Source organism: Yoonia sp. (genome assembly GCF_036770585.1).
GTDB lineage: Bacteria > Pseudomonadota > Alphaproteobacteria > Rhodobacterales > Rhodobacteraceae > Yoonia.
Window position 1 is genome coordinate 17,556 of record NZ_DAIPIW010000011.1, and the last position, 15,286, is coordinate 32,841.

The following is a 15,286-nucleotide window of genomic DNA, read 5'->3' on the forward strand; positions in this document are numbered from 1 at the left end:
CTTTTTCGGCACTCAGGCAGGGCGAGGCGGGCCGAGCGGGTGGGTCCGGTTCCGCGTCGCGGTCTGTGTCGTGGTTCTGGTCGGCTTGCTTGTCTCGCTGGCCGGGGTCTGGCGCGTCGGCGTCGAGGCGCGCGCAGAGATCGACCGGCTTGCCGTGGCCAGTGCCGACAGCAGCCTGTGGACCCTCGCGCAGTCCGAGGTCGAACTTCTCACGCTGCGGGACAGGTTGTTCGATGCGGCCTTGGCCCCCGAAACGCGCGATCTTGCGGATGTGCGGCGGCGTTTCGATATCTTTTTCGCACGGATGAACATTCTGGCCGAAGGGCAGGTTCTGGCGATCCTGCGCACCGATCCGGGGGTCCGTGCAGCGCTGGATGATGTGCAGACCGGGCTTCGGGCGCTGGTGCCGCTGATCGACGGACCGGACGACGCTTTGCTGGCCGCGCTTCCGCAGGTGACCGCCGAGCTGGACCAGATGACAACGGCGCTGCGCGAGATTTCCCTGCGAGGTGTGCAACAGTTTTCCGAAGTGGCGGTAGAGCGGCGCACCCGTGTGTCGCAGGTGCTGACGGATCTGGCGATTTTCGCGGGCGTCCTTGTCGGGCTCTTGCTGGTGGTTCTGACCGGATTGCTGCTGCAACTTTTTCAGCTCCGCCGCGCCCGCATGAAAAGCAAGGCGGCAGAAACCCGTTTGCGCACCGTGATCGAGACGGCGCTGGATGCCGTCGTGGTCACGGACAGCAATGGGTTGATCCTCGATTGCAACGGCGCGGCAGAGGCGATGTTCGGCTTTGCGCAAAGCGACATGATCGGCCGCCCCGTCTCGGTCATCATCCAACCGCCCGCCGATGCCTTGCAGACAGAGACCGCAGATGTCGCAAGGCACCTTTTGGGCGGACGCGGGATCGCGCAGTTCGAGGCGCGCGACACATCCGGCCGGAGTTTTCCTGTCGAGGTGGCCACTTCCTTGGCGCGGGACACCGATCAGGATGTGGTGGTCTCGTTCATGCGCGATATTTCCGCACGCGCCGCGGCGGAACAAGAACTGGTCGACGCCCGCGACAAGGCGCTGGCGGGCGAGAAGGCGAAGTCCGATCTGCTGGCCGTCATGAGCCACGAAATGCGCACCCCGATCAATGGGATCATGGGCAGTCTCGAAGTGCTTGCCGATACCGCGCTTTCGGACAAGCAGCACCGGTTCGTCGATGCGATCCACAGCTCGGGCGAGATGCTCTTGCGGCATGTGAATGCGGTGCTTGATATCTCGCGGATCGACGCCGACGGTGCCGTCATCGTCCAAGAGGTCTTTGCGCCGCTCGACGTCATCGAGACCGCCATACGCGCGCTGGATGGTCAGGCGGTGGCGCGGGGAAATGTGGTCGTTCTGGACGTCCTGACAGAAAGTCTGGGGCTGTGCCGCGGGGATGCGACCAGTCTTGCGCAGGTGATGCTGAACCTGATCGGCAATGCGATCAAGTTTACCAAAAACGGAAAGATCACCGTCGAGGTCGAACGCATCCTGCAATCGGACAACGTGGAAATCCGCATCACCGACACCGGTGTCGGGATCGCCCCCGAGGATCACGACCGGATCTTTTCGGAATTCGTGACGCTCGACACCCGCTATGCCCGTGAGGTCGAAGGCAGCGGCCTCGGGCTGGCGATCGTGCGGCGGCTCTGCCATCTGATGCAAGGCGAGGTCGGCGTCGAAAGCGAACCGGGGCAGGGCAGTGTCTTCTGGGTGCGGGTGCCATTGACTGCGGTCGTGGATGGCGCGGATCACGAAAGGTCCGACTGCGCGGATGGCCCCGTCGCGCCATGTGAAGGGGCAAGGGCCCCGCGCATCCTGCTGGTCGAAGACAACGAGATCAACCTTCTCGTCGCGCGTGAGATGCTTGCATCCTTGGGCTGGCATGTGACCGAGGCGCAAGATGGACAGGCGGCCATCGCCTGCGCCCGCAAGGCAGCTTTCGATCTTGTCCTGATGGATATCAGCATGCCCGGGATGAGCGGTCTGGACGCCACCGCTGCGATCCGGTCCGGCTGCGCCCTCAACCGGTTGACGCCCATCGTGGCGATTACCGCGCACGACCCGGGGGCCGACCTGTCCCGTTTTTGCAGCGCTGGTATCTCCGAGGTCGTGACCAAACCCGTGGGCAAGCAGGCGTTGCGTGCCCTGCTGGCGCGGTTTGTCGCAAAAGACAGCGCCCGCCGCGAACCCGATGTCGCGCTTGCGCCGGGATCCTCCGACGCGCAGACCGAACTTGCCGCGACCTTGGGTCCGCAAGAGGCCGCACGGATCACCGCGATTGCCCACCGCGAGATCGTGCAAACGCTGGGTCGGCTGACGCAGATGAAGCCGGATCACGTCGCCTGCCAGAGCGGGTCCGACATCCATCACCTTGCCGGGCTGGCCGGGATCGTGGGCTTTGCAGGCGTGCGGACCGAGTTGCTTGCAGCGCAGGCGGCGGCAGGTCAGGGCGATGGCGCGGCGCTGATGGCCCGGCTGACCAAGGCGCAACAGGCCCTAGCGATGTCCTATGAGGCTGCGCCGGACCTGCCTCCGCCGTCGTCCCGGACTTAATCTGATTCTAAAGGCTCATGCGCCACAACCACGTTGGAGTGAGTGGACATGAGGTCGAAATGCGAATCCTGACGGCAATTCCCATCGCACGCAAACTGCCCGCAATGATTGTCGGCCTGTGTCTGATTTCCAGCCTCTCGATTGCCGTTGTGGGTTATCGGGACATTCAGCACAATATCCGGCTTGGCATGGATCGCAGCCTTGCACTGATGACGCAGACCCGGGCCGATGCGCTTGCCCTGTGGTTTCGATGATCTTGGGTCGGATGTCGTCGCACTGGGACGCGATCCGACGGTGATCGAGGCGACGAAGGCGTTCCAAAGCGCCTATAATCTGATGATCGATCCGGCCGGTCTGCAGGCGGCCTATATCGCGGACAACCCGAACCCCATCGGCGAAAGGCACCTGCTGGATCAGCCGCCCGGTGCCGTGCCCTATCATTTTCAGCACGGGCGCCTTCATCCCTACCTCCGGCAGGTCTGGCAGACGGCGGGTTACGACGATGTCTTCATCTTCAACATTGATGGCGACATGATGTATTCCGTCACGAAAGAGCCCGACTTTGCGACGAATTTCCTGACCGGTCCCTATGCGGACAGCGGATTGGCCAAGGCCCTGCGCGCAGCTGTCGAGGGGGAGGTGGGTCAGGTCTATTTCGCCGACTTCGCGCCCTATGCCCCCAGTCCGGTCGCGGCGGCCGGCTTTGTGGCGACCCCTGTCGCTGCCGAAGACGGCGGCATCATGGGTGTCTTTGCCATTCAACTGCCCAGTGAACAAATCGCGCGGATCGTCAACGACCCCTTGGGGCTGGGCGAAACAGGCGAAATATATGTGATCGGCCCCGATCAGCGGACGCGCAGCCCTTCGCGCTTTGCAGACCGTTTCGGGCTTTATGAACCCGTCGATGGTCTTGCGCAGGTCGCGGCCGCACTCGCGGGCGAAGCCGGACATGTGATGTCGGCACACCGGCAGGACGGGACCGAGGTTTTCGCAATGGGGCAGGCGCTTGCGGTTTTCGGTCAGGATTGGGGCCTTGTCGCCGAGATCGACCGCACCGAGGTGAACGCCCCGATGATTGCGGCCCGCAACAGGATGGTGCTTGTCAGTCTGATTGTTGCGGGGGCTGCCGTGCTGATCGGGATCCTTGCGGCAAGGTCCTTTGTCCAGCCGCTCGCCCGCGTTGGACAGACGATGCAACTGGTGGCCGACAAGCAATACGACATTGATCTGGCCGACCAGCACCGGCGCGACGAAATCGGCAGGCTGGCGCAGGCTTTGCTGTCATTTCGGGACAGGTTGCAGGCGTCAGACGCAGCCCAGATGGAACGGGACGCGGAACAGGCGACGCAAAAACAGGTCGTCGAACGATTGAGCCGTGCACTGGACCACATGGCGCGGGGTGACCTGACCCACCGGATCACCCAGTCCTTCGAGGGACCCTATGATCAGCTGCGTCAGGACTTCAACGGGGCCGTCGACAAGCTGAACGCGACACTGGGTGCCTTGCGCGACAGCGCAGACGAGATCAGACAAAGGGCGGACGGCATGTCGGGGGCTGCCGATGATCTGTCGCGCCGGACCGAAAGCCAGGCGGCTACGCTGGAACAGACCGCTGCGGCCCTTGACGAGATGACAGCAAGCGTGCGGTCGGCGGCATCCGGAGCCAAGGAGGTCTCGGGCGTGGTGCATCATGCGCGTCAGGATGCCGATGCCAGCGGTCCCGTCGTCAGCCGTGCGGTCGAGGCGATGCACGCCATCGCCGGGTCCTCGGACGAAATCTCGAAGATCATCGGCGTGATCGACGATATCGCCTTCCAGACCAACCTTCTGGCGCTGAACGCAGGCGTCGAAGCGGCGCGCGCCGGTGAAGCAGGGCGCGGATTTGCGGTGGTCGCCTCGGAGGTGCGGGCCCTGGCGCAACGGTCATCCGAAGCGGCCAAGCAGATCAAGGCGCTGATCGGACAAAGCGCCGAACAGGTGCAGGGCGGGGTGGAACTGGTCGGCAAGGCCGGAGAGGTCCTGACCAAGATCGCCGGTCACATCAATCACATCTCGGACCTGATCAGCGATATCGCATCGGGCGCAGAGGAACAGTCGATCGGCATCGGCGAAATCAACATCGGCGTCACTCAGCTTGACAAGGTCACTCAGCAGAACGCGGCCATGGTTGAAGAGTCCACCGCGAACAGCCACGCGCTGAAAGGGGATGCGCAAAGTCTGGCAGAACTTGTCAGCCGCTTTGCTCTCGGATCGTCACGTGGCGAGGTATCCGCTTTCGAGGCGGATGGATACGCGGATGCTGCCGTGCCGGTGGCGACAGTTCCATGGCACGCGACCCGGGAAGAGACACGATATCGCCCTGCGGCGCAGGCAGTTTAGGTGCTGAACCCATGGTGCATCCCGCCCGATGCGCCGATAGTCGTCATTTTTCCCTGTCCGGACCAGTCGTTCCCATGTTGAAACAAGGCCGGCCGGGGCCGCCAGCCAACCCTTGGATGATCTGCCCTGTCAGCCGGCGTTTCGACATGGCGACGGACATTGACGTGGTGTTGCGATGAGATCTCTTGCAGGAAGGCGGGCGCGATGCCGGTCCTGACAACGATCCCGAAGCGCCAAGTGATTGGCTTTGGTATCCTTCGCGGCTTCTTCACTGCGGGCCGGATAGCAAGCCCTGCCCGGTGGGGGTGAATTCCAGCCCAAAGCGGCCTTGCACCAAGTGGCGCGGGGATATCCGCGGCTAGGTGGTATGACTGCGCCGTCTTCCAAGCCTTCCGGCCGATCGTATAGCCCGCAGGCCTGAATACCGCGTAGCCCTGCAAGCATGACGCACGTGGCACCTGTGCAGTATACCAGCCTAAAATCTTGATTTATTTTTGATTTTTGGCTCCGACGGTAGGGATCGAACCTACGACCAATTGATTAACAGTCAACTGCTCTACCGCTGAGCTACGTCGGAACACGGGCGTCGTATAGCAATGCGAGTCCGTGGCGTCCAGAGGGTAATGCAGGGTATTTGCGAAAGTTCTGCGCAGCCTTCATGCCCGTCAGACCAGCCGGAAAACCGACTGCACATGCAGCGCGCCATCCGGCCTGACCTGGCCCTTGTCATGCAGGTGCAGCAGATGCGCCAGGACATTCCGCTCGGCCGCCTTCAGAAGGGCGGCGGGCGTCTCGCGATAGATGTGCAGCGTCAGGCTGCGTGCATCGGCCGGTCCTTGCCCGAGCGCCGCAAGAATAGCGCGTGTCCGCGAATGCCGGTGTTGCACCAGCCAGTCCAGCCGGGCCCGGGGCGTGTCGATCGTCGCTCCGTGGCCGGGGAAAAAGCGGCTTGCCCGCGTTTGCGACAGACGGGCACAGGAGGCAAGAAAATCCCCCAGATCCCCATCGGGCGGCGACACAAGCGAGCTGGCCCAACCCATCACATGATCGCCGCAGAACAATCCGTCCTGCCAGAGAAAACACATGTGGTTGCCGATATGGCCCGGCGTATGCAGCGCCGTGATCGGACCGGCACCGCTGTCGATCACTGCCCCATCCGCCAGGGTCACATCCGGCGCGAAAGCGTGATCCAGCCCCTCGCCACCACCCACAAGCCCGCCCTGCGCCAGCGACGTCATCATCGCGCTGCGCCCGTCGGTGCTGCGCCCGAAGGCGCAGACTGGCGCGCCGGTCTGTGCGGCCAATCTGGCGGCAAGCGGGGAATGGTCCAGATGGCTGTGGGTGACCAGAATATGGCTGACGCGGCGCCCGGCCATGGCCGCAAGCAGAGCTTCGTAATGCGCGGGCAGGTCGGGTCCCGGATCAATCACGACAAGATCGCTTTCGCCCAGAAGATACGCGTTCGTCCCCCAATAGGTCATCGGCGAGGGATTAGGCGCAACAATCCGCACAATACCCGGGGCGAGCGTTTCGGGGACGCCGGGCACTGGATTGTCCCCCGTCTTCATGCCCTCAAAGACCGCTTTGCGGCCGGTCTGTCAGGCGTTAGCTTGCAGGCATGTTTGGATGGCTCAAGAACGTGATGCCGCGTGGCATCTATGCGCGTGCCGCGCTGATACTGGTGATGCCGGTGGTGTTGCTGCAATTGCTGGTCTCGGTTGTCTTCATCCAGCGCCACTTTGACGGCGTGACCCAGTCGATGACAAGGGCCATGAACATCGAGCTGCGGTTCCTGATCGACATCGCCGCAGCAGAGCCGCAGCTTGACGCTGCGCTGCGCAGCCTGCGCGCCATCGCCGTGCCGCTGGAAATCGAGGTGACGCTTCCCGCCGCGGATGCGCCCGAGGCGGATATCAAGCCGCTTGAGGATCTGACCGGCAACAACGTGATCGCGGCCCTGCGACAGGATCTGCCTGAAATCGCTGTCGTCTCACTTGCCGACAGGCGGCGCGTGGTGCTGTGGACGGACACACGACACGGCCCGATGAAGCTTGAATTCAACAGACGGCGCGTGTCGGCATCGAACCCGCATCAGTTGATCGTGATCATGGTCTTTTTCGGCGCGATCATGACGGCGGTCGCCTATTTCTTCCTGCGCAATCAGCTGCGCCCGATCAAGCGCATGGCCGCGGCGGCGGCCGACTACGGCAGGGGGCGCATCACGCCCTTCACGCCAACCGGCGCGGTCGAGGTCAGGGCCGCCGGAACCGCATTTCTCGACATGCGCAACCGGTTGGAACGGCAGGCCCAGAGCCGCACCATGATGTTGTCGGGGGTCAGCCATGACCTGCGCTCGCCCTTGACGCGGTTGCGGCTGGGTCTGTCGTTGATCGATGAACAAGAGGCGGCACCGCTGTTGCGGGATGTCGACGATATGGAACGCTTGCTGAACGCCTTCCTTGATTTCGCGCGCAGCGATGCGGGGGATGCGCGCGAAGAGGTCGCGCCGGGCGCGCTTGTCGATCAGGTGATCTCGGATGCGCAAAGGATGGGTCAGAACGTGACCCTTGCCGGGATCGAGGGACCTGCCGCTCCGGTCAGCCTGCGCCCGCTTGCCATTCGCCGCGCGCTTGACAATCTGATCGGGAATGCGCTGCGCTATGGCACCCAGGCGCGGATCGGCGTGACAATGACCGATCGCACGGTGCGGTTCACGGTCGAGGATGACGGCCCCGGCATTCCCCCGGACCGGCGCGACGAGGCGCTGAACCCCTTTGTAAGGCTCGATCCCGCGCGCAATCAGGACAAGGGCAGCGGGGTCGGCCTTGGCCTGTCGATCGTCGCGGATATCGCGCGCAACCACGGTGGTGTCCTGCGGTTGGGGGAAAGCGCGACACTCGGCGGGCTGAAGGCGGAACTTGTGATTGCTCGGTGATGCGTGTTTTTTGTGCATATGCCCGCAATTTCCCCCTGATTGCAGCCGCTCGCATGGATATCGAGTTGCAGTCGGGCGTCAGGCCGATAGTCTTGGTTCATGAAGAAAGAGATGCGCTTTTTTGACGAGATGTCGACCGACGCAGGTGTGCGCGCACCCTATGCCTCTTACGACACATGGTTTCAGTCGCAGGATACCGACAGGCTGCGCGCCAAGGCGCAAGAGGCCGAGGCCTTCTTTCGCAGAACTGGGATCACGTTCAATGTCTATGGACAGGCCGACGCGGAAGAACGTCTGATCCCCTTCGATCTTGTCCCGCGCATCGTATCGAGCAGCGAGTGGGGCAAGCTTGCCAAGGGGATCGACCAACGCGTGCGGGCGATCAACGCCTTTCTGCACGATATCTACAATCGTCAGGAAATCCTGAAGGCCGGCGTCGTGCCGGTCGAGCTGATCGCCAAGAACGACGCCTACCTGCCGCAGATGATCGGTTTCGTTCCGCCGGGGGATGTCTACACCCATATCGTGGGCACCGACATTGTCCGGACGGGCGAAGACGAGTTCTATGTTCTGGAAGACAACGCGCGCACCCCATCCGGCGTCAGCTACATGCTCGAAAACCGCGAGACCATGTTGCAGATGTTCCCCGAGCTTTTCAGCAAGATCAAGGTGCAGGCCGTCAGCGATTATCCCAAGGCCCTGCGCCGCTCGCTCGAGGCCTCGGCGCCCAAGTCATGTCCGGGCAGGCCCACCGTCGCCGTGCTGACGCCGGGGATCCACAACTCGGCCTATTACGAGCATAGCTTTCTGGCCGACCAGATGGGGGTCGAACTGGTCGAAGGGCATGACCTGCGCGTGGTCGATGGTCATATCGCGATGCGCACGACGCGCGGCTACAAGCGGATCGACGTGATCTATCGCCGTGTGGACGATGAATTTCTGGACCCGCTGACATTCAATCCACAGTCGATGCTGGGTGTGCCGGGGATCATGGATGTCTACCGCGCGGGCAATATCACGATCGCCAACGCGCCGGGCACCGGGATTGCCGACGACAAGGCGATCTACAGCTACATCCCCGATATCGTGCAGTTCTACACCGGCGAAAAGGCGATCCTGAAAAACGTCGAGACCTATCGATGCTCTGAGCCGGACATGCTGTCCTATGTGCTCGACAATCTGTCCGAATTGGTCGTGAAAGAGGTCCATGGATCAGGCGGTTACGGGATGCTGGTGGGCCCCGCCGCCAGCAAAAAGGAACTGGCCGATTTCGCCGAAAAGCTGCGCGCCCATGCCTCCAATTATATCGCGCAGCCGACGCTGTCCCTGTCGACCGTTCCGATCTTCACCGAGACGGGGCTTGCCCCGCGCCATGTGGACCTGCGGCCCTTCGCGCTTGTCTCGCCTGCGGGTGTCAACATCACGCCCGGGGGGCTGACACGGGTGGCGCTGACCGAAGGCAGCCTTGTGGTGAACTCCAGCCAGGGTGGTGGCACGAAAGACACTTGGATATTGGAAGACTAGGATGCTGGGAAAAACCGCAGGTGGTCTTTATTGGATGTTCCGTTCGCTTGAACGGGCCGAAAACACCGCGCGTCTGGTGGATGCGGGGTTCCGCATCGCCTTGACCCGGTCGAACAGTTCCGAATCCGAATGGCGGTCCGTCATCGCGACCTCTGCCGCGCAGGGGCCCTTCGAGGCGCGCTATCCGGCCTACGACAGTGAATCGGTCGTGAATTTCCTGCTGCGCGATCCCGAGAATCCCAGCTCGGTCCTGTCGGTGATCAAATCGGCGCGCGACAACGCGCGTCTGGTCCGCACCGCCCTGACGACCGAGGTCTGGACCGGCGTGAACGAGACATGGATGGTTCTGACACGGCTTCTGAAGGATCCCATCCCGCAGACGGAATTGCCTGCCGTGCTGGCCACGATCCGGCAGCAATCCGCCGTTGTCCGCGGCGCCCTGCACGGCACCATGTTGCGCAACGACATTTATGATTTCTGCCGTCTGGGGACGTTTGTCGAACGGATGGACAGCACGGCGCGCATCGTGGACGTCAAATATTATGCGCTCTTGCCTGCCTCGTCCTTTGTCGGCAGCCGCCTCGACAACGTGCAATGGGAGACGATTTTGCGGTCGGTCTCGGCGCATCGGTCGTTCCGCTGGGCCGTGGACGAGGATTTCACCGCCCCCGCCATTGCAAGCTTCCTGATCCTCGACGGGCGGATGCCGCGGTCCTTGCGGTTTTGCGCGGGCAAGCTGGTCGACAACCTTGGCTACCTCGGGATGGACGACGACGACCCCAAGCCCTCTTGTGTCATGGCCAAGCAGCTTTACGAAAGATTAAGCGGGCACGACATCGGGTCGATCTTCGAAGAGGGGCTGCACGAGTTCCTGACCAGCGTGATCAACGACAACGCCCGGATCGGCGTGCAGATCGAGGAAGACTACAGGTTCAACAGTTGATGCAATTGAAAATCTGCCACAAAACGACCTATCGCTACGATGCTCCGGTTGTTTATGCCCTGCAAAAAGTGCGTCTGCGCCCGCTGCAATCGCGCTTGCAGAAGGTCGATGCCTGGGAGGTGCGGATCGATGGCGGCACCATCGAGGCCGAGTATATGGATCACTACGGCAACAACGTCGATCTGGTGAATGTCGATCGCGATGCAACCAGTGTCACGATCACCGCGGAAGGAACCGTCACGACCGCCGACGCGCATGGTGTCTTCGGCTGGTCAAGCGGGCGTGCGCCGCTTTGGCATTTCCGCGAACCGACACATGCCACATCGCCGAATGGCGCGATTGCGGCGCTGGCGGGCGATCTGGCGCAGACCTCGGACCAGATCACGGCCCTGCACGTGCTTTCCAGCCGCGTGATCGACGCTATTCCCTACCAAATCGGTGTCACACATGCGCTGACCACCGCGCGCGAGGCCCTGGCGGCCGGGGCGGGGGTCTGTCAGGACCATGCACAGGTCTTTATCGCGGCCGCGCGTTCTGCGGGTCTTCCGGCGCGGTATGTCAGCGGCTATCTGATGATGGATGACCGGACCGATCAGGATGCAAGCCACGCCTGGGCCGAGGTCTTTGTCGAGGGGCTGGGTTGGGTCGGCTTCGATATCTCCAACGGCATCAGCCCCGATGAACGCTATGTGCGCGTGGCCACCGGGCGCGATGCGCGGGATGCGGCGCCCGCCGAAGGCATGCGCGTGGGCGATGCAAGCGAACACATGATTGTATCGCTTCAGGTTCAGCAGTAAGGATCGCGGGTCGGAACACGTAAAGGTATGCGCGCATGACATATTGCGTTGGCTTGCGGCTCAATCATGGGCTTGTCTTCATGTCGGATACGCGCACCAGCGCGGGCGTGGACAATTTCGCCACCAGCAAGAAGATGTTTTCATGGACCGTCCCCGGCGAGCGGATGATCACCCTCATGACCGCCGGCAACCTTGCAACGACGCAGGCGGTGATCAGCCTGCTCGAGGAACGCTCGAAGACGAAGGAAGAGCGCGACCCAAGCATCCTGCAGCAAGAGACGATGTTTCAGGTCGCCCGTCTGATCGGGGCGACGCTGCGCGAGGTGATCGACGAAACCACCGGCGACGGGCAGGTGAAGCAGGAACAGTTCTCGGCCTCGATCATCGCGGGCGGCCAGATCAAGGGCGGCAAGCCGACCATTTTCTTGATCTATCCGCAGGGCAATTTCATCGAGATCACCGCGGACACGCCCTTTTTCCAGATCGGCGAGACGAAATACGGCAAGCCCATCCTCGTGCGGGCCTATGATCCGGATATGAGTTTCGAAGACGCGGTCAAGCTGCTGTTGGTCTCGTTCGATTCGACTGTGAAATCCAACCTTTCCGTGGGGTTGCCTTTCGATCTTCAGGTCTATTCCAGCGACAGTTTCACCCAAGGCAAGACCCTGCGCATCGACGAGAACGACCACGTCTACTGCGCCATCTCGCAAGGCTGGGGCGATGCGTTGAAAGATGCCTTCCAGCAGTTGCCGACGTATAGGCTATAGGGCCAGACCCCGGCACCGTGAGGCGAGCGCGAATTCGGTTTGACATCAGACGGCGCTTGCCACCACCTTTGAAAAAAACGGCACCTGTCGTCGCATGGGACAGGCAGAGAGCCAAGAACCCAAGGGGCGCATGACATTGAAACTGGCCTTCAAACACCTGCGCAACACCGAGAACACCGGCGACAGATACTGCTGTCCCTACGATTATTTCGACTGGCCGGATGCCAGTGTGGAAGACATCCGCAACAAGAGCGATGATTACACGGTCGGCGTCTATGGCGGTGGCAAGATTTTTGGCGGATTGTCCGAATACGAGGGCGTTATCCAAAGTCCCGGCACAACGCATATCGCCTGGGGTGTCGGCACGTTGCAGCGGTTTCTGATTTCCCGCCGATATAGCCGTGCGCGTCGGCTGATGGATCTGGTGGGGTCGCGTGACTATGGCGACAGGCATTTCCCTTGGGTGCCTTGTGTCAGTTGCATGTCAGAGGGTTTTGACGACCCCTCGGCCCCCGAGCATGACGTTGTCTTCTATTACCACGGTGGCAAGACGGACAGCCAGGGGATTACGATCCCCGATGACATGCCGCGACTGGGCAACGATCGCGGCAACCTCGATGAAGCCCTGTCCTTCATCGCCTCTGGCCGCACCGTGGTCTCGAATTCATACCATGGTGTCTATTGGGGGCTCTTGATGAAGCGGCGCGTGTTGTGCATCCCGTTTTCCTACAAGTTCTCGGCATTCCGAAAGCCGCCGGCCTATGCAAAACCGCAGGACTGGCTGAACAAGCTGGATACCGCCGTCGCCCATCCCGACCTGCTTTCACTCTGCCGAGACCGCACGCTGGAGTTCAAGGCCGAAGTGGATGCCGTCATCGCGAAACGGGCGCAGGCCTGAGGATGCGTGATCCGCGCTGCGGCGACGGCCAACGCATCTCTGATGGGGCAAGTCATGGCCGGGGTCGCGAAAGGCGAGGGGGGCATCATGCGGTCGACCGCAACAGGCGCGATACCGTCTGAAAGTCGCGCACCGATACCACTTCGACAGGTGTCAGTTTGCGTCCCAGATGTTCCTCGAGCGCCAGCATAAGTCTGAAATGCGCAAGGCTGTCCCATGTCGGCGTTTGATCGATGCTGACATTCTCATCCACCGCTGCGGGGTCCAGACCAAGCGCCTCGGCCAGCAATCTGGTTGCGTTATCGGTCATCGGCGTCAACCTTGATGTGCCTTTGCGCGATCCAGTCATCTGCCATCATCTCGAACTGGACGGTATCCAACAGGGTCTCGCTGAACGGCGAAAGCCATGATTTGTTCTCGTAGCCGACAAGGCGGAACCCGAGTTTCTGGTAGTTGTAGATGGAACTGACGTTGCGTGCGAGGACGTGCCCCTCGAATCTGGTGACCCGTTCGGAGACTGCAAAGTGGTCCATGATGCCACGCCGGACTTCTTCGAAGACGCCTTTGCCCCACCAGCTGCGGGCATGAATGACGATGGCAAGGCTGACTGTTCCCGACCGGTTGATGCTCAGCCGATGTGCCCCGATGGTGCCGCCGCCTTCTTTTGGCATGATGGCGTGAAAGAAGCGCGTCTGGCCATCCGGGCGTCCGACGCTGCGCACCCATGCGAAGGCAGAATAGCTGCGCTGGCCATACATCAGGTTCTCCAGAATTTCGGGGTCTGCGCGCCATGGGGCGGTCACCTTGATCGCATCCCGGAGATTGCAGTTTGCCAGAACGAAGCGGTCCGTCCGGATGGGCTGACACAGGTATGGATCGGGCGGTTCCCGCCGCAGCAAGAGCTTGTCTATGCCCATTTCGCCACCATCATCCTCTGGATATCCCGGCGCGAGATTTTCCCGCGATCGTTCTTGGGGATGTCCTTTGTGATCTCGACCTTGGCGGGAATTGCGTCTGGCCGTGCTTGCTCTCTGCACCACGCGATCAAGGCGGCGGCATCGACGGTGTCATCGGACAGGCGGACAACCGCACCAACCCTTTCGCCTGCAATCGGATCGGGAATGCCGAAACTACAGGCCTCCAGCACCGAAGGGTGACGTTCCAGCAGCATGTCGACCTCTTCTGCAAGGACCTTGATGCCGGCCACGTTGATCTCGTTCTTGGTGCGCCCGACCAGCCTTAGGGTTTGGTCGGCCTCCAGAACGCCCAGATCGCCCGTCATCATGTAGTCACCGCGCAAGACCGCCGCCGTCTGGTCTGGCTGCCCCCAAAAACCGATCATCTGACCCGGTGTCTTGACGGCGATCTCACCAGCGCCGGTGTCGCGAAGCCTGCCCTCCCGCCAGACCTTGAATTGCCCACCCCAGGGCCGACCGACATAGCCGTCCGCGGATCGGTCGTCATGCAGTGCCCCGCCCGAGATCCAATTCGCCGTCTCGGTCATGCCGTAGGTATTGTGGACATTGGTCGTGCCGCACCAGTCAGAGACCTTGTTCCACAGCTCTTTGGACAGCGGGGCTGATCCGATGTGGACACGTTGTGGCGGGTGCTTCGGCTTCGGGCTTGCCATCAGGACCATGCGCCAGAACGAAGGCACCGAACTGAAGAAAGTTATCCCCAGGTCGTCAAGCGTTTCGCCGAAGCGCCCGATCTCGTCCAATTGCATCTTGGGCATCAGTGACAGGTGCTTGCCTGCATAAAGGGCCGTCAATGCGTTCCCGATCAACCCATGCCCAAAGAAAAGCGGCAGAGTGCAGAACGTCCGGTCCAAGCTTGCCGCGCCGATCTCGGCCAGATTGGCTGCCAGACGGGCGTGCAATGTCGCAAAGGAGTGGGTCACCCCCTTGGGCACACCGGTGGTCCCCGAGGTCATGAGAATAAGGGCCGCCTCGCGAGGACCGAACTGTCGCATACCGGACCCATGCATCTGCTGAACTGCGTCATCCGAAACAAGCAGCCTTGCGCCTGTCGCCTTTGTCACGGTTGCGCGTTCCAGATCGGTGATGGCCGGGTTCACCATGACCGCGCAACATCCCATTTGCCAAACGGCAAAGAGTGTCGTCAGACATTTCAACGGGTCATTGACAGAGACGATGACACGATCGCCGGCCCCGGTCCGCAACTCCCGCAGCTTGCAAAGGGATCGTTCGACATCTTGCCGGAATTCCGCGCGATCCACCCTGCGGCCTGACCGGACGCAGCTTAGGACAAAGTCCTTTGGCATCAGCGCAGAGACATCCTTGGCATCAGCTTTTGTCAAACAACGATACCCCGCATTGCGGTTTGGCTTGATTTTCGCCAAAAACCTTCTTTTTTCGTCAAATCCGCGATTTTAGCTTGCTCCAAAGTTGATACTTGCCGCACCATCGCCGCACTCTGTGTTGGAAAGAGGATAGGGA

At 61.7% G+C, this 15,286-nt stretch carries 13 protein-coding genes and 1 tRNA gene; 9 read left to right on the forward strand and 5 right to left on the reverse strand.

From position 1 onward, the window contains the following. The first annotated feature begins 70 nt into the window (after window positions 1-70). The 3 genes from V7N12_RS03775 to V7N12_RS03785 are packed head-to-tail and all read left to right on the forward strand — an operon-like array spanning window position 71 to window position 4,963. Window positions 71-2,584, forward strand: coding sequence for a hybrid sensor histidine kinase/response regulator (locus V7N12_RS03775; RefSeq protein WP_333712803.1), 2,514 nt, complete (start codon window positions 71-73; stop codon window positions 2,582-2,584). A 59-nt stretch (window positions 2,585-2,643) separates the two neighbouring features. Continuing rightward, window positions 2,644-2,838, forward strand: coding sequence for a hypothetical protein (locus V7N12_RS03780; protein ID WP_333712804.1), 195 nt, complete (start codon window positions 2,644-2,646; stop codon window positions 2,836-2,838). Continuing rightward, window positions 2,813-4,963, forward strand: coding sequence for a methyl-accepting chemotaxis protein (locus tag V7N12_RS03785; RefSeq protein WP_333712805.1), 2,151 nt, complete (start codon window positions 2,813-2,815; stop codon window positions 4,961-4,963). The genes V7N12_RS03780 and V7N12_RS03785 overlap by 26 nt, the downstream gene beginning before the upstream one ends. Before the next feature lie 502 nt (window positions 4,964-5,465). Here V7N12_RS03785 and V7N12_RS03790 read toward each other — a convergent pair. Beyond that, window positions 5,466-5,540, reverse strand: a tRNA-Asn gene (locus V7N12_RS03790). Window positions 5,541-5,628: 88 nt separating this feature from the next. After that, window positions 5,629-6,531 carry an MBL fold metallo-hydrolase gene (locus V7N12_RS03795; protein WP_333712806.1) on the reverse strand — a complete coding sequence of 301 codons (903 nt, stop codon included), beginning with the start codon at window positions 6,529-6,531 and terminating at the stop codon, window positions 5,629-5,631. Window positions 6,532-6,581: 50 nt separating this feature from the next. Here V7N12_RS03795 and V7N12_RS03800 point away from each other — a divergent pair, with 50 nt between their 5' ends. From V7N12_RS03800 to V7N12_RS03825, 6 genes are all read left to right on the forward strand, one after another. Then, window positions 6,582-7,898 carry an ATP-binding protein gene (locus V7N12_RS03800; protein ID WP_333712807.1) on the forward strand — a complete coding sequence of 439 codons (1,317 nt, stop codon included), beginning with the start codon at window positions 6,582-6,584 and terminating at the stop codon, window positions 7,896-7,898. 99 nt (window positions 7,899-7,997) lie between these two features. Then, complete coding sequence (locus V7N12_RS03805; protein ID WP_333712808.1) at window positions 7,998-9,422, forward strand: circularly permuted type 2 ATP-grasp protein; 1,425 nt, start codon at window positions 7,998-8,000, stop codon at window positions 9,420-9,422. A 1-nt stretch (window position 9,423) separates the two neighbouring features. Beyond that, window positions 9,424-10,365, forward strand: a complete 942-nt coding sequence (locus V7N12_RS03810) for an alpha-E domain-containing protein (RefSeq protein ID WP_333712809.1) — start codon at window positions 9,424-9,426, stop codon at window positions 10,363-10,365. Next, window positions 10,365-11,162, forward strand: coding sequence for a transglutaminase family protein (locus tag V7N12_RS03815; protein ID WP_333712835.1), 798 nt, complete (start codon window positions 10,365-10,367; stop codon window positions 11,160-11,162). Before V7N12_RS03810 ends, V7N12_RS03815 begins: the two co-directional genes overlap by 1 nt. Before the next feature lie 35 nt (window positions 11,163-11,197). Then, the gene (locus V7N12_RS03820; protein ID WP_333712810.1) at window positions 11,198-11,929 is read left to right on the forward strand and encodes a peptidase; all 732 of its coding nucleotides are present in this window, start codon (window positions 11,198-11,200) and stop codon (window positions 11,927-11,929) included. Window positions 11,930-12,059: 130 nt separating this feature from the next. After that, window positions 12,060-12,827, forward strand: coding sequence for a hypothetical protein (locus V7N12_RS03825; RefSeq protein WP_333712811.1), 768 nt, complete (start codon window positions 12,060-12,062; stop codon window positions 12,825-12,827). Window positions 12,828-12,912: 85 nt separating this feature from the next. Here V7N12_RS03825 and V7N12_RS03830 read toward each other — a convergent pair whose 3' ends face one another. The 3 genes from V7N12_RS03830 to V7N12_RS03840 are packed head-to-tail and all read right to left on the reverse strand — an operon-like array spanning window position 12,913 to window position 15,111. Next, window positions 12,913-13,137, reverse strand: a complete 225-nt coding sequence (locus V7N12_RS03830) for an acyl carrier protein (protein WP_333712812.1) — start codon at window positions 13,135-13,137, stop codon at window positions 12,913-12,915. Further along, the gene (locus V7N12_RS03835) at window positions 13,127-13,744 is read right to left on the reverse strand and encodes a GNAT family N-acetyltransferase (RefSeq protein ID WP_333712813.1); all 618 of its coding nucleotides are present in this window, start codon (window positions 13,742-13,744) and stop codon (window positions 13,127-13,129) included. The genes V7N12_RS03830 and V7N12_RS03835 overlap by 11 nt, the downstream gene beginning before the upstream one ends. Then, window positions 13,735-15,111 (reverse strand): class I adenylate-forming enzyme family protein, encoded by a 1,377-nt coding sequence (locus V7N12_RS03840; protein WP_333712814.1) that lies wholly within the window; start codon window positions 15,109-15,111, stop codon window positions 13,735-13,737. The genes V7N12_RS03835 and V7N12_RS03840 overlap by 10 nt, the downstream gene beginning before the upstream one ends. Between the last annotated feature and the right edge of the window lie 175 nt (window positions 15,112-15,286).